This window comes from Spirosoma litoris, from assembly GCF_054776755.1.
Map to the genome: position 1 here is coordinate 31,334 of NZ_BAAHBI010000062.1, position 20,273 is coordinate 51,606.

12 protein-coding genes are annotated in these 20,273 nt (G+C 46.3%); 4 read left to right on the forward strand and 8 right to left on the reverse strand.

Annotated features, from left to right (window positions below; translation table 11 throughout):
* Positions 1 to 90 precede the first annotated feature (90 nt).
* Positions 91 to 1,605, forward strand: coding sequence for a cellulose synthase family protein (locus ACYVGR_RS31530; RefSeq protein WP_460963991.1), 1,515 nt, complete (start codon positions 91 to 93; stop codon positions 1,603 to 1,605).
* Between the two features lie 160 nt (positions 1,606 to 1,765).
* Here the strand turns inward: ACYVGR_RS31530 and ACYVGR_RS31535 are convergent, their stop codons facing one another.
* Positions 1,766 to 2,512, reverse strand: a complete 747-nt coding sequence (locus tag ACYVGR_RS31535; protein WP_460963993.1) for an SDR family oxidoreductase — start codon at positions 2,510 to 2,512, stop codon at positions 1,766 to 1,768.
* Between the two features lie 82 nt (positions 2,513 to 2,594).
* Between ACYVGR_RS31535 and ACYVGR_RS31540 the strand changes: the two genes are divergently transcribed.
* Positions 2,595 to 2,978: a winged helix-turn-helix transcriptional regulator gene (locus ACYVGR_RS31540; RefSeq protein WP_460963995.1), complete on the forward strand. Its 384-nt coding sequence runs from the start codon at positions 2,595 to 2,597 to the stop codon at positions 2,976 to 2,978.
* Positions 2,979 to 3,091: 113 nt separating this feature from the next.
* Here the strand turns inward: ACYVGR_RS31540 and ACYVGR_RS31545 are convergent, their stop codons facing one another.
* The 3 genes from ACYVGR_RS31545 to ACYVGR_RS31555 form a co-directional block, all read right to left on the reverse strand.
* Positions 3,092 to 5,962, reverse strand: coding sequence for a two-component regulator propeller domain-containing protein (locus ACYVGR_RS31545; protein WP_460963997.1), 2,871 nt, complete (start codon positions 5,960 to 5,962; stop codon positions 3,092 to 3,094).
* A 399-nt stretch (positions 5,963 to 6,361) separates the two neighbouring features.
* Positions 6,362 to 9,853: a PVC-type heme-binding CxxCH protein gene (locus tag ACYVGR_RS31550; protein ID WP_460963999.1), complete on the reverse strand. Its 3,492-nt coding sequence runs from the start codon at positions 9,851 to 9,853 to the stop codon at positions 6,362 to 6,364.
* A 1-nt stretch (position 9,854) separates the two neighbouring features.
* Positions 9,855 to 11,099, reverse strand: coding sequence for an SGNH/GDSL hydrolase family protein (locus ACYVGR_RS31555; RefSeq protein WP_460964001.1), 1,245 nt, complete (start codon positions 11,097 to 11,099; stop codon positions 9,855 to 9,857).
* 251 nt (positions 11,100 to 11,350) lie between these two features.
* On the opposite strand from ACYVGR_RS31555, the gene porU2 reads away from it, so the two are divergent.
* A complete protein-coding gene (gene porU2, locus ACYVGR_RS31560; RefSeq protein ID WP_460964003.1) occupies positions 11,351 to 14,608 on the forward strand; it encodes a putative type IX secretion system sortase PorU2 in 3,258 nt (1,085 codons plus the stop codon).
* A gap of 132 nt (positions 14,609 to 14,740) precedes the next feature.
* Here the strand turns inward: porU2 and ACYVGR_RS31565 are convergent, their stop codons facing one another.
* Positions 14,741 to 15,442, reverse strand: a complete 702-nt coding sequence (locus tag ACYVGR_RS31565; RefSeq protein ID WP_460964005.1) for a hypothetical protein — start codon at positions 15,440 to 15,442, stop codon at positions 14,741 to 14,743.
* A gap of 133 nt (positions 15,443 to 15,575) precedes the next feature.
* Here ACYVGR_RS31565 and ACYVGR_RS31570 point away from each other — a divergent pair, with 133 nt between their 5' ends.
* Positions 15,576 to 17,525 (forward strand): asparagine synthase-related protein, encoded by a 1,950-nt coding sequence (locus ACYVGR_RS31570; RefSeq protein WP_460964006.1) that lies wholly within the window; start codon positions 15,576 to 15,578, stop codon positions 17,523 to 17,525.
* Between the two features lie 8 nt (positions 17,526 to 17,533).
* On the opposite strand, the gene ACYVGR_RS31575 is transcribed toward ACYVGR_RS31570, so the two are convergent.
* From ACYVGR_RS31575 to ACYVGR_RS31585, 3 genes are all read right to left on the reverse strand, one after another.
* On the reverse strand, positions 17,534 to 18,706 hold the full coding sequence (locus ACYVGR_RS31575; RefSeq protein ID WP_460964007.1) for a nucleotidyltransferase family protein: 1,173 nt from the start codon (positions 18,704 to 18,706) through the stop codon (positions 17,534 to 17,536).
* On the reverse strand, positions 18,707 to 19,627 hold the full coding sequence (locus ACYVGR_RS31580; RefSeq protein WP_460964009.1) for a serine kinase: 921 nt from the start codon (positions 19,625 to 19,627) through the stop codon (positions 18,707 to 18,709).
* Positions 19,628 to 19,729: 102 nt separating this feature from the next.
* Entirely contained in the window at positions 19,730 to 20,017 is a 288-nt protein-coding gene (locus tag ACYVGR_RS31585; RefSeq protein WP_460964011.1) for a PqqD family peptide modification chaperone, read from the reverse strand.
* Positions 20,018 to 20,273: the final 256 nt, after the last annotated feature.

Below are 20,273 nucleotides of genomic sequence, written 5' to 3' on the forward strand. Positions count from 1 at the left end.
AGTTTTTGATAACTCTTTACTTAGTCAATCCGTTTCATCCCTTATTCGGCCAATGAGGCTCTCATTCAACGTTAGAAAGATTAATTCTTTATGGAAATTCTAGTCCTACTATTATATGGACTGGCCCTGATGCTGCTATTTTTTTATAACTGTGGTCAGTTAAGCCTTATTCTCATTTACCTGCGATCAAAGCGAAAGCGTCAGCTGACCGCTAAACCTACCTCCGTTATTTTGCCAGTTGATTTACCCCGTGTAACCGTTCAATTGCCTGTTTACAACGAGCTTTATGTAGTTGATCGGCTCATCGACGCGGTGGTGCAACTCAACTATCCTAAAGACAAACTTGACATTCAGATCCTGGACGATTCTACGGATGAAACCGTGTGGCTAATTGCCCGTAAGGTTGCCACCTATCAACAACTGGGCTTCGCTATTCAACACATTCAACGGCCTGATCGAACCGGCTTTAAGGCAGGTGCATTGGCACATGGGTTGAATGTGGCCAAAGGGGAATTTATCGCCATTTTCGACGCTGATTTTGTCCCAGATCCGGAATTTCTGATCAAGGCCATTCCGCACTTTACTGACCCAAAGGTGGCTATTGTCCAAACCCGATGGGGGCATCTTAACGAAGATTTTTCCTTATTGACTCAATTACAGGCATTTGGCCTCAATGCCCACTTTACTATTGAACAGAGTGGTCGTCATACGGCTGGATTATTGGCTAATTTTAATGGCACAGGTGGTATTTGGCGTAAAGAAGCCATCACCGATGCTGGCGGTTGGCAAAGTGATACGTTAACAGAGGATTTAGACTTGAGTTACCGGGCTCAACTGAAGGGTTGGAAATTTGTGTATCGGGAAGACATTAATTCCCCTGCTGAATTACCAGTCGCGATGAATGCCTTGAAATCGCAGCAATATCGCTGGATGAAAGGTGCCGCTGAGTGCGCCAGAAAACTAATTGGTCGTGTACTTCGAACACCTAACCTATCATTGACGATAAAGCTACATGCGCTGTTTCACCTCTTCAGTAGTGCTTCGTTCATTTTAGTATTAATACTGGGTATTATGAGTGTACCGCTACTTTATATCCGTAGCCAGCATCCGGAATGGGAATGGGTTTTTCGGGTCATCAATCTATTTCAAGTCAATTTATTCATTCTCATTGCGTTCTATGGCATCCCGTTGTGGTTTTTAAAATCAAATTCTAAGGCGAAACTACTTTGGTATTTTCCGATGTATTCTTCCTTGATGATGGGGTTATCCTTACATAACACAATTGCTGTAATCGAAGGGTACTTAGGCCGGAGGACGCCATTTATACGTACGCCAAAGTTCAATGTTAAAACGGGTTCGGATCAGTGGAGTGCTAATAAATACGTAAGTCATCAGCTCAACTGGATGACGATGATTGAAGGACTTTTTGCAGCCTATTTTTTAGGTGGACTCGTGCTGGCCATCTATCTACAGGATTATCGCCTGTTTTTTCTCCACCTCATGTTCATGGTTGGGTTTGGGATGGTTTCTATGTACTCGCTGTACCAGGCCAATTATAGGCTCACAGTGCAACAACGAGTCAATGTTGTTAAGGTGGCGGGATAAAACTAAAGCGTTGTAAGCTACTTTATGTCCAATAGAGTACTGGTGCGTTGGGAAAACGTCCCTTGATTCGCGAACGAGACACGCGACTACCAAGATGTTCCTAAAAAACAAACCGGAGTGGATGTAGAATCGCGCTCCGGTTTTCCGACTTCTTAGGGGACTAATAGTTTAAGCTCATGCCACCATCCATAACCAGTTCGGCGCCAGTGATGAAACGGGCGGAATCGCTGCTGAAATAAGCCACCAGTTTACCCACATCCTCCGCTTGCCCAATTTTCTTAAGCGGGACGCGATCAATCATCCAATCATTCAGCTGGAGTAATTGCTCATCACTGTACCCGGCTTTTTTCATAATCTCGGTTTGGGTTGGCCCAGGACTAATGCTGTTTACCCGGATATGACGGGGAGCCAGTTCGACCGCTGCGATCCGCATTATAGAATTTAGAGCCGCCTTGCTGGACGAATAAACCGATGAGTTGGCCCCATCCATACTAGCCGTATTCGAGGATAAAAATACGACCGATGCACCGTCATGTAGCAAAGGAATAAATTTGCTTAACGTGAAATAAGCACCCTTAAAATTTACATTCATGACGGTATCAAACACTTCTTCGGTTGCCTGCTCAATGCTGGCTCCACCTACAATGCCTGCGTTGATAAAGAGAATATCAATTTTCCCGTACCTATTCTTTACAAAAGCTGCCAGTTTCTCTATTGCGGCTAACTGACCTTGATCCACTACTTGACCCGTTACGCCTAATTCGGTGGCTGCCTGCTCAACGGCCTCTTGTCGTCGGCCCGTAATAATTACCTCGGCTCCCTGTTCCTTTAATTCCTTAGCTGCGGCATACCCTATACCGCTATTCCCGCCCGTTACCAATGCTATTTTTCCTTCTAGATTACTCATAAACGTAATAATGATTTGATCGAGGCAAAAGTATGGCTAGTTTGATATAATTTTGTTACCAGTATAACCAAGTATACCAGCTATGCAGGATGAAAAGCATTTAGGAATAGTCAACGAAGGGTTGGCTAATCCCCGAAGTCAACGCCAGGAAGTACAGGCCTTACAGGACACGATTTATGTGATTGGGGGTAAATGGAAGCTACCCATTATAAATTCGATTTGTAACGGTAACAAACGCTTCCGGGAAATCGAACGAAGTATCCCCGGCATTACAACCCGGATGCTGTCCCGGGAATTGAAAGAGATGGAAGCCAATGGGCTGATTCGCCGAACGGTGATTCCGACAACGCCGGTTGGGGTAGAATATACCTCAACGGAGTACTGTCAATCCTTTGGCAATATTATTCTGGAGATGATCAACTGGGGTAAGCAGCACCGGGAGCGCATGAAGACCCAAGGGGAGTAAGCATACGGGCGAGCAAGTGCCAACTCCGGGAGCCTAAAAATTAAGCACTATTTCAGGTAAGTCTATTTTATTGCGCTTTTTTTCAACTATTTCTTAAGGTATCCTATATACCTCTACAAAGGAATCCGGATTTCCACACGGGTGCCGGTCAGTGGGGCAACTTTATCGATAATGGTTAGGGTCGCTTCTTTGCCCATGAGCTGATTGAAGGCATCGAAGGTATCTTTAGTAATCGATTCGCCACGGGAGGTATGTCCTTCTTTTTTGGGCTTATTGGCGCGCCCTACGCCGTTGTCGTCAATAATACAGAGCAGGGTGTCGGTCTGTTTCTCAACCTTAACGAGTAGCAGCTTTTCTCCCTTTTGCGGCATCAATCCGTGCCAGATCGCATTTTCAACAAACGGCTGAAACAGCATGGGTGGAAGTAAGGTGTCGTAAAGGCTATCGTCGTCATCAATATCAAATTGGTAGGTGAACTCCTGATTAAAGCGCATGGCTTCCAGCTCCACGTATAGTTGCAGCGTTTCCATAACCCGCTCTAGCTTCATTTGCTGATAGTTTGAATTCTCTAAAATTCGCCGGACCAGCTTAGAGAATTTCGACAGATATTTTACGCCCTCGATTGGTTGGTTGGTGATAATGAAATTTTGGATGGAATTCAGCGAGTTGAAAATAAAGTGGGGGTTCATCTGGCTCTGGAGCGCTTTCAACTTCCACTCGCTAATCTGTAAAGCCGTTTTATGCTTTTCGTTCAGGAAACGAATCCGAAACTGAACGGCCGCAATGATAGCGCTGGCCACCAACAAAGCAACCAGAATACGAAACCACCAGGTTTGCCAGAACGGGGGATCGATGGTAAACGTAAAACTCGCTTCACGCCGACTTTCAACGCCATCCGCATTAATCGCTTTAACAGACAAGGTGTATGTGTTCGGCGATAAGTTATTGAAATTGACGCTATTTTGTTTCGAAAAAGCCGACCAGGTCGCTTCGGGCAAGCCAGCGAGTTTGTAGGTGTAGCGAATACCCGTTGGGTCGCTTAGATCGATACCCGTAAATTGAAAATTAAGTGAATTCTGGTAATAGGGCAACGCACCGTTGGCGATTATAGGTTGTCCATTGACCGACGGTTCATGGGCATTTTGCACAAGTTGCGCCGAGACAATATGAACAGGCGGACTAGTTGAGGCAGTTGGAATAGCCGATATATCAAATCGCATGGCGCCTTTCGACGTGCCTGCCCACATATTGCCCGCATCGTCTTTCAAAAAGGAAACGACTTGCCAGGTATTACCGAGAATACCGCTATTCCGGCTGAAAATTCGGGACACGTATTGGCCTTTTTCTTTAGGCCGTTTCGGGTCAATCCGCATAATACCCCCAAAAGAGCCCACCCACAACTGACCCTCGTTATCAAATTCGAGGTCGAGTACACTATCGTTCTGCAAGCCCTGACGCATCGTGATCGTCTCAACCGACTCAATTCCTCCCTGTTTATCTAACCGGATTTTCCGAATGCCTTTGCCAATTGTGCCTACCCAGATAGCGCCGTCTACATCGGTTTTGATGGACTGGATAAACACCTGTTCCGTGTTGGTTTTCTTCGATAAGTCCGTCCAGGTTTTACCGTCGAAGAGTCGTAGCCCGTAGGTGCCCACCCATATTCGCTGCTGCTTATCCTGATACAAAGCCAGAATATCATCGACAGCCATAGATGGGGGTGGCGTAAAGGTTGTCCACTGATTATGCTGATAACGAATCAGCGCTTCCCGATTACCCAGCCAGATAGCGTCATGCAAGGTATCTTCGAGAAAAGCCGAGCAGAATTTACCCGTGCCTGTAATCTTCTCAATTCGACCCGCACCGAGTTTGTAAACGCCTTCGGCATCGCACGAAATCCAGAGATTGCCTTTACGATCAAATTTGGTAAAATGAATAGGTAGCCCGCTCGACTTTGTTCCAGTAAATGCCGGAAAGGGTTGAAAAAGGGTACCACGACGATAGGCTGAAAAAGGCCCATTGCAACCACCAAAATAAATAACGCCATTTTTGTCTTTACCCAGCGAATAGATTTCGTCGTTCAGCAGCCCGTTGGTTTTGGTAAAAACATCAATAAATCGCGCTTTACACTGAATTAATCCTTCGGGTGTTGTAAGCCAGATGTTCCCCTCGGTATCCTCACTGATACCCAGACATTTATCGCTGGGCAAATAATTCTGAGTGTTTAGCGTCGTGACCTTGCCCTTATCAATGCAAATCGCTCCCTGATTGGTTGCCAGCCACAATCGTTGCAGCTTATCGGTTAGGATATCAAATACGCGCAGTTTGCTGGGCAGTATATCCGCATAAAGTGGCTTCACTGTTCCTGATTGATAGTCAAGTATTCCCTGCTCATAGGTACCGATCAGCAATTGACTCCCTAATTGCACCAGGCGACGGGCTTCTACCGATTTGCCATCCGGGTATTTTATCTCGGCAAATCGATTTTTATCAAATAAAAAGAGTTTGTACGTATTACTGACCAGCAACTGTCCCGAAGGCGTTTGGCAAACACCCCACAGATGCGTAACGGGTTTATTCTCTGTGTCGAGTTGAAAAAGCCTAGGGGTTGCCTGTGTATTATCGAAAACCAGTAATCCATTCTCGCAAGCGGCCCAGATACGTCCGTCACGCGTCTGGGTCAGACCAAAAACGCGTTCAATGGGCGTGTTACCTACTTTCGTGATATTCTGAAAATGCCCGTTTTTCCAGATACTGATTCCATTGAATGTACCAATCCAGATATTCTGGGCTTTATCCTGCAAAAACGTGAGTGCCTGGTTGTTGACCAAGCCATCGTTAACCGTAAAATTTTTGAACGTTGCCCCATCGAAACGCCCAACGCCCCCATAGGTACCCACCCACAAGTAGCCCTCATGGTCCTGAAATGAGGTAAAACAATAAGAAGAGGGCAAACCATCGTTGGCAGAAAACTGTCGGCACATAAATGGCTGTGCATGTACCTGTACAATTGAGGTTAAGCTGATACAAATCAGTCCTATAAAGTGCAGTACTGTAAAAGCTATTTTTACTGGTTTACCAGGCGGGTGCCTATGTATCATGCTCGTTGCTAAACGGCTAGTACGGTTGTGTTCTGGGCTAATGACGGTTCAGAACTTTTGAGATTCTGTCCATTAAATGTACTGATCAGTGGGTACATAAGCCAAGCTTTTTCAAGTAAGCGGTCAATGGTTTTACTGTAACATACCCCACCCCCGGCCCCTCCCCTGAAAACAGGAGAGGGGTGTGAAACTGGTCTCTTTTTACCCCTCCCCTTAGTTCAAGGGGAGGGGTTGGGGTGGGGTGAAATGACAAGAGATTTTTATAAACACTCTTAACCTGATTTATCGGCCAATCACGAGTCGTGTTTGTGCTGGCGACGTTTCGGCATCCAGCAACTGAATGTTTAGTGAGCCCTCTTTTTGCACCGTTCGGTCGATAGCCACCGTAATTGTGTGAATACCCTGCGCAAAATCGGCCACTACGCCACGGTCGGTTAGTTTAAGTGGTTTTTGACCCGCCCAGACACTTAAACCAGCGGTTGAATTCATCACCAGGTTCACATTCCCTTTACTAACTACTTCAATATCAAACCGAACGAAACTATAGCGTTTGCCTGCATTGATATCAAGAATTGGTAGTTCATCCAGCGGTAGCTCGCCGGAAACTTTACTATAGGCAGGCTGCCACGCAAGCTTTGTGTTATCCTTCGTCAGGTAGCCCAGACCATCTGATCCTATTTTTCGAGCCAGCTCTTTATTACCCGATGTCGTATTCCAACGACGTACAAACCGAGCTGTGGGCACGCGAAACTTCCCTGACTCACCAAGTTTAGATAGGAAAGCAACCAGATTGGCAAATTCTTCTTTATCTAAACTAGCCGTTAAGCCCGATGGCATCAACGAGCCAGGCACTTTCTCGATACTACTAACCTGACTTTTGGGAATGGCCACCTCGGCACCCGAAACATCCCGAATCACGACCTCTGCAATCCCGTTGCCAATTAAATACCCCATCAATTCGCTGCCGTCTTTTTTGACAACCCGCTGCAATTCGAAGCCTTCTTTAATGGACAGATTGGGGTATAGAATAGAGCGGATAATGGTTTCGGCGGGAGAGCTTGTGCCAAGGCTGCTCAAATCGGGTCCAATACGACCACCCGCTCCACCAATAGCATGGCAGCTCAGACAAGCCAGCGCGCTTTTCCGAAATACCAATTCGCCCTTAGCCGGATCGGCGGTTTCTTTTACCGTTTTGGCAAGACTGCTAATTTCCTGGCTTGTTAACTCCTGCGGCATCTTTTCAACCGGCAACACACCGCCCGATGCTTCCAGCGCCTGCGCCAGCAACTTTACACTTTCGTCGTTTCGACGGTTATAGGGCACTTGGCGCTGCATAATCTGCCGGCCTTCTTTGGCTCTGTTTTCCGGGATTTTTCGAGCCGACAACTCTTCCGAAAGCGCTTTGGCACCCTGCTTATTGGTTAAAAACGCCTGAAAGAGTTCCGAAACATCCAATTGGGCAGGCAATGTTCGGAGCAGATCGCCCCCAATTCGGGCAGCCTCTGTGGTATTCACCGAAACCAATTGCGACGTTGCCGCCAACCGTAAATCAGCTGAATTTTTAGCGCCCGTCATGTCAATCAGCGCTTTGCGGGATTGGTCGGTATTGAGCGCGGCCAATGCGCCAAGGGCAACTTTACGCCTGTTTTTGTCTCCCTTCTGCGCCAGATTAACCAAAGTTCCGTTCTGCTCATCCAGTTTCCATAAACCAATCAGTCGAATCGCATTCGTGGCAATGGCATCGTCTTCATTGTCAACAAATCCGGTAATTCGACTCAGGTTGCTGGTTGGTTTCACATTGCGCCGGGCGGCTTCTTCCAACGCACTCAATTGAGCTGCTACGCGTTTGGGCTGGTTGGTATTGTCCTGAATCGCTTTGTCAAAAACGACCGTCAGATCGGCGGCACTACCGAATTTAGCGATGGCACTTAGTACATCTTTCTGGTATTCGTCAGGAACCTGATCTTTCTGATAAAGTTGAGCCAGTTGAGCAACCGCCGTAGGACTACTTACTGATTTTAGCGCAAAGACGGTTTTGTTGGTATTACCCAAAAAAGTAGGTTCAGTCTTTAAGCGGGCCATCCACTGCGGCTCTAACTCTCGAACGGTTTGCCAGAGGGCAAAATCCAGGAATTCATCCATCGGATTATCCAGAACTGTAAGGGCAGTACGGGTGGCCTCCGCCGTTTTTACTTTTCGAAGTGCAATAACGGCCTCAAGTCGCACCTGTGGATGTTTATCAGCTACCGCTTTAGTCAGCAGCGTAGGCACATCGTTTAGTTTGGGATACCATAGCTCAAGGGCTCGCAAGGCGGCTGCTCTGGCTTTGTGGTTCTCGGCAGTCAGAAGTTGCCGCAAAAGAGGCTCATTTACAACTTCAAGCGTTTGATATAACCAAAGCGCTTCCAGCAAATTGTGCTCATAATCAGCCTCTTTCTTATCCAGATTTTGAACCCACTTCTCAAGAGCTGGAATCACCTCTTTAGCACCCCGCGCCTTTAGTATCTGTTTGGCCTGCAAGCGGGTCCAGTCTTCCGGCAATTTCAGCGCATCGAGCAGTTCACTGATACTCGCTTTCGTCAACTGTGGCTTTTTAACCAGCGGGCGATTTTTAGCCACGATCCGCCAGATACGGCCATGCTCGTGATCTCGGCGCGGATCATGAAAATCCACTTCACCATGCTGAATGATGGGGTTATACCAATCGGCTACGTAAATAGCTCCATCCGGCCCAACGTTAATATCGACAGGGCGAAAGGCAACGTGATCGGTCCATAACAAGTCTTCTGCCTGCTTGGATGCATACCCACTCCCCTGCTCTTCGAGCTTAAACCGATTGATTCGGTTGGCGCGGAAATCGTTGGTGATAACACTCCCCTGCCAGGATTCGGGCAGGTGCCGACCCGAGATAACATCCAGGCCGCTGTGTTTGGGTTGACCCGGATTCAGGCCCCGCAGAATTCGGGCAGCACCCGGTGAGGTCAGGAAGGTAGCACCCGGAAACGCGTAATTAATTCCTTCGAAACCAGCCCCGTCGGTCAGGAATGATTGCCCCCAGCGATCAAATTGCAGGCCCCACGGATTGACCAGTCCTTTGGCATAAATGTCCAGTTCGAGGTGTTTGGGATTCAGTTGCCAAACACCACCGCCTTCCAGCCGTTTGATACCTGATGGCGTTTCGACGTGGCTATAGATGTAAATAGACTGGTTGAAATAAAGAAGCCCTTCTGGTCCCCACCGAAATGTGTGAATGAGGTGGTGGGTATCGGCAGTACCAAATCCGTTTAAAATCCGGCGCTTTTTATCCGCTTTGCCATCGCCATCAGTATCCGCGAAATGCAGGATTTCGGTCGAATTCGCTACGTATACGCCCCCATCGCCTGGCAAGATACCGGTGGGCGTTATCAGACCTTCCGCAAAAATGGTCGACTTATCGGCTTTGCCATCGCCATCGGTATCCTCTAGTACAAAAATTTTGTCGTTCGCCTGCTCGCCGGTTTTCAAGTGCGGATAGGCTGTACTGCTCACCACCCACAATCGACCATCGGCATCCCAGTTCATCTGGATGGGTTTCGCAACCAGTGGCTCGGCGGCAAACAACGTTACCTCAAACCCATCGGCCACTTTAAATGACTCAAGCTCCCGCTTTACATCCGGATCAGGGTTGTCTTTACCACTTTCCTGATTAACGGAAGACGTAATAAGTAGCACGGCTGGAATAATAATCAGTCTACGGACGAATTTCAGCGGCCAGCTAATTTTTAGGACGTTCATGCTACTTTAAAAGGGTAAGTTGATAGGTTTTTGATTTGGGCGCACGAATCAGGGCAATCTGCCCTTCCAGCCATTTAATGATAATGCTTTGGTCTTCGAGCCCTTTCGTATGCCGGCCTTGTTCATGTGCACGCATACCTACAATGTAGGTTGTATTTGGGGGACGATATTGAAAGAAAAACAGGTCATTCTTTTTCAGAATCATCTGTTGCAGTTCGTGTGCCTGCTCAAAAGAAGGCCCCTGACTGATGTCGACCCCTTCTGCCCATTTGCTGGCCGAAGCCGTTATTACTTCCTCATTATCGGCGGTGAGGGTATAAAATCCTTTTTTGAGGCCACTGATTTTAACGATCTGCCCAGCTACTGTTGGCTTCGAGTTTTCCATCGGCAGTGGTAGCGGCAGGTAACGTTCGTTGATCGTAAACTGTAGATCGGCACCCGAATCAAGAATTTTAACCGGCGCTGTTGTTTCGGCTCCTGTTTTCGCAATCGCTATCGAAATCGGTTCTGACCGGGGAGGAAGCCCCAGGCCTTTTTCCAGAATCGTGGCCAGTTGGTAATAGCCAGTTTCATTCAGGTGGATACCATTTTCGGTTAGAGTCGTCTTCTGTTTGATTTCCTGAATCGGCTTGAAAATATCGACAAACCGCTTGCCCCGATCAGCGGCCATCTTCGCGATTGCCGACGAGTACAATTCGAGCATGGCGTTACGTGGCGCAAGACTACCTGTCGAATCGGCGGTGAGGATCGGGATGGGCGAGACAAGTATCGTTCTGGCACCAAGTGCATCCATCTTGTCGATTAGCTTTGCCAGGCCGTCTTTAAACGCAGGTAGGCCCGCTTCGCCATCCTGGGCTTCGATGCCTCCATAGGCCAGAAAAACAATGGTTGGCTGCGCTTTGGTAATATGCTCCATTAGTAACTCGTAGGCGGTAGGCGGATTTGTAATGGTGCCTCGGGCCACGCCAAAAACATTATCTCCGGACCAACCCAGATTCCGATAGGTCACATCGCGATCAGGCCACCGGGTTGTCAGGGCTAATTCCAGGTAGCCATACTGGAAATCATTCTCAAACAGCGAATTCCCCAGAAAAACCACCCGATCGCCGTTTTTAAGTTCGAAAGGAGTCGTGGGAGATTCGGAAACAGGTTGCGGTTTATTCTGAGCAACGGCCAGCCCAGTCGGCATGTACATTAACAACAGTACCATATACCCGATCGTGGCCGATACCTTAATCTTTCTCATGCAGGTTTCGTTTAATAGGGCCTCTTGCTCAATTGGAAACTTGCAACCAGCAGGGCACTGATGCCTAAAGGCAAAAAACGCGACTCTTTACCTGAACCATTTAGGCATTTGCAGAGCCAACGAATGCCCAATCGCTGTTTTACGCGACTGAAGGAATACTTATCTTTGACCAGACGACACCGCTTATCAACTGTACGATAATTCGCTATACATACCTTGCTCAACGAAACGTTAGGTTATAAACTTCCCGAATGAAAAGAGGACTACTATTACTTGGATTCATTATTACTTGCCTGACCTCACATGCCCAGCGCATCTTCGGGAATGAGTGGATAAAACCGAACCAGAAATACCTAAAATTTTCGGTCAATCAGACGGGCGTTTACCGAGTTGGGTATGACGACCTTAAAGCCATTGATCCTGCCTTTGTTCAAAGCAATCCCATAAACTGGCAGCTCTTTTTTAGGGGCCAGGAAGTTTCTATTCGGGTGGTAGGCCAGCAGGATGGCGTGTTTAATACACAGGATTATGTAGAGTTTTACGGAGAGGGGAATGATGGGAGTCAGGACTCACTTCTGTATCGCCCGCAAAAACGCTTGCACCCCTACCAAACACTCTATTCCGATAAAGCGGCTTATTTCCTGACCAGTAACCCTACGTTGGCAGGCAAACGGATGCCCGAGCTAACGACTTCGGCACAAGGGCTTACGCCCGAAGCTTTTCATATCGAAGAAACCGTACAGGCATTCACCAGCGATTATACCTTTAACAATTTAAAAGGCGTGGAGCCTGCCATTCAGGAAAGCTATTTTGAACCGGGCGAAGGCTGGTCGGGGCCGATGCTGACCAAAGATTCGGTAGGTATTGTCCGGGTGAATTTCATTAATCGCATCAGTACACCCACCTCTCCAATTGCGCTCGAAGGAATGATCAATGGCCGGGATAACACGTTGGGCCGTCAGATTCAGGTATCTACTCCCTCAACGCAAATTGCCACGTTAACGGTATCAGGATTCGCGTCGCAAACCTTTCAGTCGACGATTAATCCGACAACCCTTCAGAACGAACAATTAACCCTACGGTTTACTCCTCAAAAAATTGACCTTACCAACAACTTCTCCATTACGTATGTAAAAGTAAATTATCCCCAGGCAGTGGATATGGCAGGGCAAACGAGTAAGGTTTTTCATATACCCGCAAACGCACGTCAGTCCGCTTTGCTTTCGCTCAAAAATGGAACGCAGCCAACCATTGCTTATGATATTACGGACAAGATCAATTGTCGGTATATAACGACGCAAACGTCAGGCGATCAGACGTTGATCGTTGCCAGCGAAACAGCTAAAAAACGAGACGTTTTCGTAACCAGTAAAACGCTTAAACCACTTACGATTCAGGTTGCTCACTTTTCGAGCACATTTGCAGCTTCCACAACTTACTTAATCATTACCCACGCATCGCTCAAACAATCAGCAAGCACCTACGCGGCTTATCGGGCATCGGAAGCTGGAGGTAGTCACAAACCACTTATCGTTGAGGCCGACTCTCTGTTCGATCAGTTTAATTATGGAGACCGAAGTCCGCTGGCACTTCGGCGCTTCGCTGATTACATGCTGGCCAATACAGCCGTCAAAAATTTACTCTTGATTGGCCGGGCCTGTAGCTATCCTTATCTGGTTAAAACAACCGCCAACGATCTGGTGCCAACGATTGGTTATCCCGGTTCTGATATTCTGCTGACGGCCGGCTTAAATGGCTTTCCCACCAATACCCACGCTATTCCAACCGGGCGCCTAAATGTAACGACGAACGATCAGGTACTGGCCTATCTCGACAAAGTAAAACAACTGGAGGGGGCAACAGCCAATGACCTATGGCGTAAACACATCATCCACATTAGTGGCGGCAAAACAAAAGACGAAGCCCAAAGTCTGCGCACAGCCTTAACTGGTGTCGGCAACATATACACGAATGGGCTTTTAGGGGGCGAAATCAGCACATTTAGCAAAAGCACAACCAACGAAGTAGAATACATTAACATCAGTCCGCTTGTGAATGATGGTGTTAGTATGATCACGTTTTTTGGCCATGCCGGACCATCCGTGACCGATATGAACTTCGGTTTTGCCTCCCCGCCCGAAAATGGATTTGCGAACACGCGTTACCCGTTGCTGATTTTTAACGGCTGTGGTGTCGGAGAGATTTTTTCCAATTTCACAACGATGTCTACAGACTGGCTGCTCACCCCTAACAAAGGCGCAGCCATTGTATTAGCGCATTCGTACTGGAGTTACGAACAGCCAACAACGCAATACCTGACCAAACTTTATTCGATCCTGTACACTGATGCGACATCCCTGGGAACGCCGTTTGGTAAAGTGCAGCAACAAGTAAATTTAGCACTGGACAAAGATGGGAATGATCCATATAATGTGTCGGTAGCCCTGGAAATGATTCTACAGGGCGATCCAGCGGTAGTTCTATATCCGTTGCCTAACCCTGATTTTTCGGTCGATCCAAAAGGGATGTACCTCCAGTCATCCGTGATCGGTAGTTCTATCCAGAGCAGCGATTCGCTGCGGGTTGTTATGCCAATGGCGAACTTAGGGAAATTCGTTTCGGGCCAGTCAGTATCGGTGTCGCTCAAGAAAACGACCAGTAGCGCTACCACAACTATTCCGCTAGGATTTACAGCGTTTCGCTACCGCGACACACTGGTTTATACCATCCGAAAAGATGAAACGTTGCAAAAACTTGAGCTGACCATCGACCCCAGCAATCAGATTACCGAACTCAGCAAAACCAACAATACCGCTACCTTAACCATCGACTGGTCGCAAGCTCAAAATGGTAGTAGTTACCCTCTGCAAGCCCTCCCCGATCGGATTACTCCCGAGATCAACGTATTTATTGATGGGGCGATCAAAGAGAATAAAGCTGTTGTTCGTATAAATCCAGAAGTAGAGATTTTTATCCACGATGAGAATCCGCTATCGCCCAAAGACACCACTGCCGTTGATGTATACCTGAAGAGTTGTTCAGGCTGCGACCCACAAAAACTGTTGGCAAAGACCTTCTCTGTTTCGGCGGTTTCGGCCAATCAGCTTCAGGTCAAGACCACCTTATCACTCCAGGCAGGGGGCGCCTATCAACTTATCGTATTTGGGAAAGATGCAGCTGGCAATCGAACCCAACCGCCTTATACGCTTGACATCGTCACACTGGCTAACGATCAGGCAATTACGCTGAAGACTTATCCTAACCCCGCCAGTACGTATGTGAAGTTTGAGTTGAATCTGAACGTATTGGAGTTGCCTGCCGAGTCCCGACTGACAATTTATAATCAAACGGGCATTCCGGTTTTTAATGATACGTTTTCGATAGCAACGGGAAAAAATCTGTTACTTTGGCAGGGTATGAACCCCGGATTATATCCGTACTCGCTAAAATTAACCTGGAAAGATGGCCGAACCGAAGTGCATACGGGTAAAGTCAGCTGGCAGCCCTAGAATTGAGAGAAGCTATAAAACTGGACGAGTGCTCGTCCAATTTAGATTCTATAGACTCTGCTGATTCTATCGTTCCTGATTATCAGTACAATAGAATCGAAAGAATCTAGTTTGTCAAAGCACGAGTATCAACTATTTCAAACGACTGCTAGATACCAGTTCCCACTTTTGTCGACGGCCCGATGAAATGATGCCTTTACCAATACAGTCGGGCGTGGATTGGCAAAAAGCTAAGGCGGCATTTTCCCGATAAATTAACCCTATGTTTTGGGCATATACCCATTGATATTTTTGTTGATCGATCAAGGTTGAATCATTATTGCCGACAACCGAAACCGTATTATCAAATCGCTGGTTACCAATAGTAAATGATTGCCGGGTATTCTTGTATCGAAGCAGTGTATCAGGATTGGCATTATAGGTGTTGACGTTCCAGGAAGTAGCTGCTGAAACAGGGAAAACTAGCCTTAGCGTCGGCACATTATTGTCCTGACTGACCACCTCCGATAGATTTTTGTATACAGTGTGAATGGCGTTTATTTGCCAGGCAGATTGACTCGATAATTTGATCGATTCTTCAACAAGAAAAAACTGCTGACCATTCTGCGTATACGAGTTACCGACTTTTTCCTGTACTTGATAAGTGCTTTTAACTACAGGATTGGTTAACGAATAGGTCTCTTGAGTTACCTGATAAATCCAGTAATCGCCTGTTTGCAGCGGAAAGTAGGCTGAATCATCGGGACTAAGATTAGTTGTATCCTTTTGGCATCCAATCCCTATACCGATTAAAACCAAGAGGATAAGTAAATGAAAACTGCTTTTTTTGAGCATTTGAAGACGTTCGCAGAGGTGTTGAGCTGTCAATTGATCCAGTACCAGTTTGCCTAAACTGACGCTTTCAGATCATCAGAAGCGAAGATACAAAATAGACTAGTTTGTTTAGGCTTTCAGAGAAAGACCAATTATGAGTGGCATCGCAGGAATGATTCGATTTGATGGACAGAACGTATCGCCAACAGATCGTACCAGCATCATAGAACGCTTAAAACATCGAGGAACTTTTGCAGATCAGGGTATCTCCCAGGGTGTATTGATGACTTTTGGCAGGCGCCTTGAGCTCAGCAAATCGGCCCCACTTTACGCTACTGTCGATGCCGACGTATTTACCCCAGAAGCGCCAGAGCAACCATTCGTCACTAATTTTGAGTTAGAAGGCCCCAAGTCATTTAACCGGCTTAACGCCGATTTTGCTACGGCTATTTGGGACGATAACCTGCGGCAGCTTTTCTGCGCTCGCGACCCGCTTGGCATAAAACCTCTTTACTATGTGTACAAGCCTGGGCATTTCTTTGCTTTTGCTTCAGAGATCAAAGCCTTATTAGCACTTCAGGAAGTTTCGGTAAAACCCAACCAGCACAAATACCGCGAGTATCTGACCTGGACTACGGCCTATGTACCGTATAGCACCGAAACCTTCTACGAAGGTATTTACAGCGTTTTACCCGGCCACTACCTTCAGATAACCTCGGAACGTGTTGACGTTCATGCTTATTGGCAACTTGATCTACAACGGTTTAGCCAGCTAGATTCCGAAACGTATTCGTCCTTATTTCATACCTATTTCGTGTCGGCGGTCGCTAACCGCATAAAAGGAAAAAGCCTTGTTGGCGCTCACTTGAGTGGTGGGCTGGATTCTTCTTCGACAAGCAGCGTTGCCCAATACTTGTTGACCCAGCGGCATCAAACATTTCTGCATACGTTTAACATCGATACAGAACAGCCCGAGGCCGATGAACAGGAATACGTAGAAGCTTTTCTTGATCAATGGTGCTCGCAGCATCATCGGGTTCGTCCGATAGATGATGTACTGGATTCGATATTGACGATTAATCGACTATTCGATCGACCAGAGCATTTTATAATCCCTTCGAGTTTTCACCTGAGTGTTTCGGTGGAAGCCCGGCAGGCAGGTTGCGATATTTTATTAACGGGACATGATGGCGACAGTACCATTCCGACTGGTTTTGATCTACTGGACGAGCTTCTCGATGCGGAGGATTGGGAGCATTTACAAACAGCCTGTCAGCAAATAATTTCAGTGAGAGGAAGCACGATGGGGGCTTTAAGCCCCAACTGGGATTCCTTGACTGAACAGGACAGGTATGAAAAATACGTATTGTCAATTATCGGAAGCGATCTAAAAAAACGGCTCAGCAAACACTCAGGAATTTCTTTCCTTAGCTCGCTTCGTGATCAGAAACGCATTTTTGGGCTTTCCTCAACAGCTATCCTTACTTATTTGGCCAAACGAGTTCAGGATAAACTGAAGCATCGTTCACTCATCAATAACGCGTTCAGTGCTGATTTTAAAGCGCTTGTTCCTCTACGCCCACAACAGTCAACAAAGGAGCTAGTTACGTCCATATCGACAGAGCACCGAGTGCCCATCGAGCAAATTCTTCATACGACGAATGTTATTTGCAACGAGCAGTTGAATCATATCGGCGCCTATTATGGCCATCAGTATTCATTCCCGTTCTTCGACAAAAACATTATTGAACTAGGACTGGCTACACCTCTGGGAGTGCATTTCGACAAGGGACGCGGCCGGGGATTGATTCGGCATGGCCTAAACAAGCTTTTACCGCCAGAGATCACGTCGCGTGTGACAAAAGCCAACTTCGTTGAATATAGTACCTTATCGGCCCAACAACTTTATCAGGCAACGCACGAGCAGTTTAGCCAGCCTGGCCACCCAATCTGGGAAGTGATTGATCAGAAAATATTTTCTAATCTTGTCGCTATTATTTTCAATCCGAATTTCCCGGTCAGAAAAAAAACCCGCTATAACTGGCTGGTCAGTCGAATTATTTATCTGGCCCTCTGGCTTAGCTCGATCCGGCAAGAAAATTAACGGAGTGATTACCGAAAAGCCGGGATAAAGCGCAGAAACGAGCGAATGGCCCGAATGAATACTGTAATAAACCCTAATTGCTTGGGTATGTAAATGGTACGTTTGCCAATCTTAAATGTACTGTAGCGGATTATTCGACTGGTCCCAAACGTCAATAAGACTTTCAGTCGCTTGCTAAATTGCGTCTGTGCTTTAATAAAAAATGTTAGTTGGCCTAAAATGAGCGTACTGGAAGCAATAGCCTCGCTAGTTTCCCAGTTTTTCGAGTACTCTTCTGCCAATAACTGAATCCGCTTGGTGGTCAGCATTTCCTGAATGGTCGACGGTAGCGGCAATTCCCAAATCTGTTGACACCAGAATAAGCCTACCAGAAAGACCTGATCGAGCCCATACCTACGAAACTCCTCTAGCAACCAGGCCCAATCAATTGGCCGGTTATTCACTAAGAAATAGAGGTCATTTACATAACTTATGGTTTGCCAAATCCCCATCACGCCATGATGGGTCACGGTCAACACAATCTGATACTCTATCGATAAAGCTGATCTGGACCGAATTTCCGGTAATGAGAAGACTTTATACTGTTTATTAAAGCATATAAACTCCCAATGCAGATCGAGATCGAAACCGCTATTGTTAAAAAAGGGCTTAAACAGGCTCACTTCATATAGATCGGAAAACATAACCTTCTCATCATGTTGCATGTAGAGCGTAGATTTCTGATCCAGATGATAGTCATCCACTTTTAAAAGACGTACGCTTTTAAAAACAGACTCTTTCGCCACCAGCACGTCTAAATCACCAATACCTCTAAGACTACTGTCAGGGTAGCAACTAGAAGCCAGATAAATTCCCTTAAGGGGCATGTGATCAATGCCGTGGTCAGTGAATCGTTTTGCCAACAGCTTATATTGATGCAACTTCAGTAAGTTATCCGTAGCAATGATCCGACAATCATTTTGTAGCCTCGCACGTACTGGTTCGGGAGTAGCCGGGGTTTCCTGAAGCGTTCGGTATAAAAACGGAGTCACTTTATGACGAACCGCCAGTGTATATAGTCGGTCCCAGTTTATAGAATTCCGCTCTAAAAACTGATTAAGGGTAGCTTTTTTCGCTTCCGGCAATTCCACTGCGCACGCCATCAGAAGCACTTGAATTTCGGGCGAGTGGGTTGTATTCATTTAAGAATTTGCTTTTAGGTCGTCAACAAATGCGTATAACTGCACAAAATCGGCTGGCCGACTCATCTTGGTTATCGAAACGGCGTGAGCCATCAGAACACTTTTCTCAAAAAAATTCTTCAATGGCTCACCCTTTAGCATCGAATCAGCTAACGGAAAATAAGCAAGTAATTCAATCGGTATCTGGTGCTGCGGAACCTGGCTATAGGTATTCGTAGCCTCATTGGGGGTTGTCAAAACAAAAATTTGGTTCAGCGGTACAGCTTTTTCAGTAAACGAACTTGAATCATGCCAGGAGAATTTATTAACGCCTTCCCGAACAGAAGTCAACCCATCTTTTTTCAATTGTAATCCGTTTACGGCATTTTCCCAGATTTTGATTTGCGGAAAAGCCGGTATCACAACCGGTGGCTCCGTTTTACTAATTTGGATACAAACCATGTCGTCGCTAATGACGCTTACACCTTTCTGAGCAAAAGCAGCCACGGTGGTTGATTTTCCAGCTCCCGGCTCACCTAGAAAGACAATTCCTTTATCGTTGAGTTGAATTGCGCTACCATGCAACAAAAAGTAACCCCGCTGAAACAGAATTAAACCAAGTGCTTCGCTTAATGTAAATAGTGACAGTAACTCCTCGTCAGTTTGATTTGTGTCCAGAATTATTTCGTTACCATTCGCCACCTTGAATGCTAGCAGAGGCCCCCAGTTCAGCCATAATTCCTGAATACTAGTTTGAGCAAATTCAGCCTGTAGCCCTGCCCGGTAAATTTTTGTCGGCTGTAATGGTGGAGTCGAGGGGATTTTTTCTAATTTAATGAATACATCAACAGGGCAAGGCTCTATTTCTGTAAGAGGTGGAAGAGGTATCTGGGAGCCAAGCGTTAGCCCATATGCTGAATAATAATGCGTTATCAAGTCCATTCTACAATCGGCTCAACTAAATGACTACCAGTATAATTAACAGGCAGCAGTTATAGGGCCTGGTTCTCTGCTTTAAATATCCACTATGATTGGTTGTTTTCGTTAGGCTACAACTTCAATAAGTTTCTCTTTCAAAAGATTTTCTACGAATAGCATTAACTCTTCCTGGCAAACTGAAGGCTCGACATCAAATTCATCAAGCATTCTTTCCTGAATTTCACCAATAGACATTGTTTTCTCGTCTTGTAAGAGCGACCAGATAAACCCACCTACTTCGTTCAGTTCGTAATAGTTACCTAACTCATAGTTTAACAATATAGTCTCCTTCCCTAGAACGGACGAAGATTGATTGGCTACTAATTGAATTTTTGTATCAGCTATAATAGACATTAAGGATAAGCGATATAATAGTACTGAATAATTTATTCGACTACTAATGTAGTTTTTTAAATTGAGCTGGCAACACCCCTTTTTTCAGAAATAACGCTACAAGTGGCTTATTCGTGAAATATTTCATCAAAACAAATGGCCTGATACATCCATAAACAGATGTATCAGGCCATTGCTAAATAGACTTATCAAGCTTTATGGGGTTGTAAATGTACCCCCAAATCCATCCACATTGGAGCCCGACTTTAACGTCAGC

What these genes read in the sequence shown, in the direction of transcription:
- ACYVGR_RS31530 (WP_460963991.1), top strand. Translation starts at nt 91, where the DNA reads ATGGAAATTCTAGTCCTACTATTATATGGACTGGCCCTGATGCTGCTA.
- ACYVGR_RS31535 (WP_460963993.1), bottom strand. Translation starts at nt 2,512, where the DNA reads ATGAGTAATCTAGAAGGAAAAATAGCATTGGTAACGGGCGGGAATAGC.
- ACYVGR_RS31540 (WP_460963995.1), top strand. Translation starts at nt 2,595, where the DNA reads ATGCAGGATGAAAAGCATTTAGGAATAGTCAACGAAGGGTTGGCTAAT.
- ACYVGR_RS31545 (WP_460963997.1), bottom strand. Translation starts at nt 5,962, where the DNA reads ATGTGCCGACAGTTTTCTGCCAACGATGGTTTGCCCTCTTCTTATTGT.
- ACYVGR_RS31550 (WP_460963999.1), bottom strand. Translation starts at nt 9,853, where the DNA reads ATGAACGTCCTAAAAATTAGCTGGCCGCTGAAATTCGTCCGTAGACTG.
- ACYVGR_RS31555 (WP_460964001.1), bottom strand. Translation starts at nt 11,099, where the DNA reads ATGAGAAAGATTAAGGTATCGGCCACGATCGGGTATATGGTACTGTTG.
- porU2 (WP_460964003.1), top strand. Translation starts at nt 11,351, where the DNA reads ATGAAAAGAGGACTACTATTACTTGGATTCATTATTACTTGCCTGACC.
- ACYVGR_RS31565 (WP_460964005.1), bottom strand. Translation starts at nt 15,442, where the DNA reads ATGCTCAAAAAAAGCAGTTTTCATTTACTTATCCTCTTGGTTTTAATC.
- ACYVGR_RS31570 (WP_460964006.1), top strand. Translation starts at nt 15,576, where the DNA reads ATGAGTGGCATCGCAGGAATGATTCGATTTGATGGACAGAACGTATCG.
- ACYVGR_RS31575 (WP_460964007.1), bottom strand. Translation starts at nt 18,706, where the DNA reads ATGAATACAACCCACTCGCCCGAAATTCAAGTGCTTCTGATGGCGTGC.
- ACYVGR_RS31580 (WP_460964009.1), bottom strand. Translation starts at nt 19,627, where the DNA reads ATGGACTTGATAACGCATTATTATTCAGCATATGGGCTAACGCTTGGC.
- ACYVGR_RS31585 (WP_460964011.1), bottom strand. Translation starts at nt 20,017, where the DNA reads ATGTCTATTATAGCTGATACAAAAATTCAATTAGTAGCCAATCAATCT.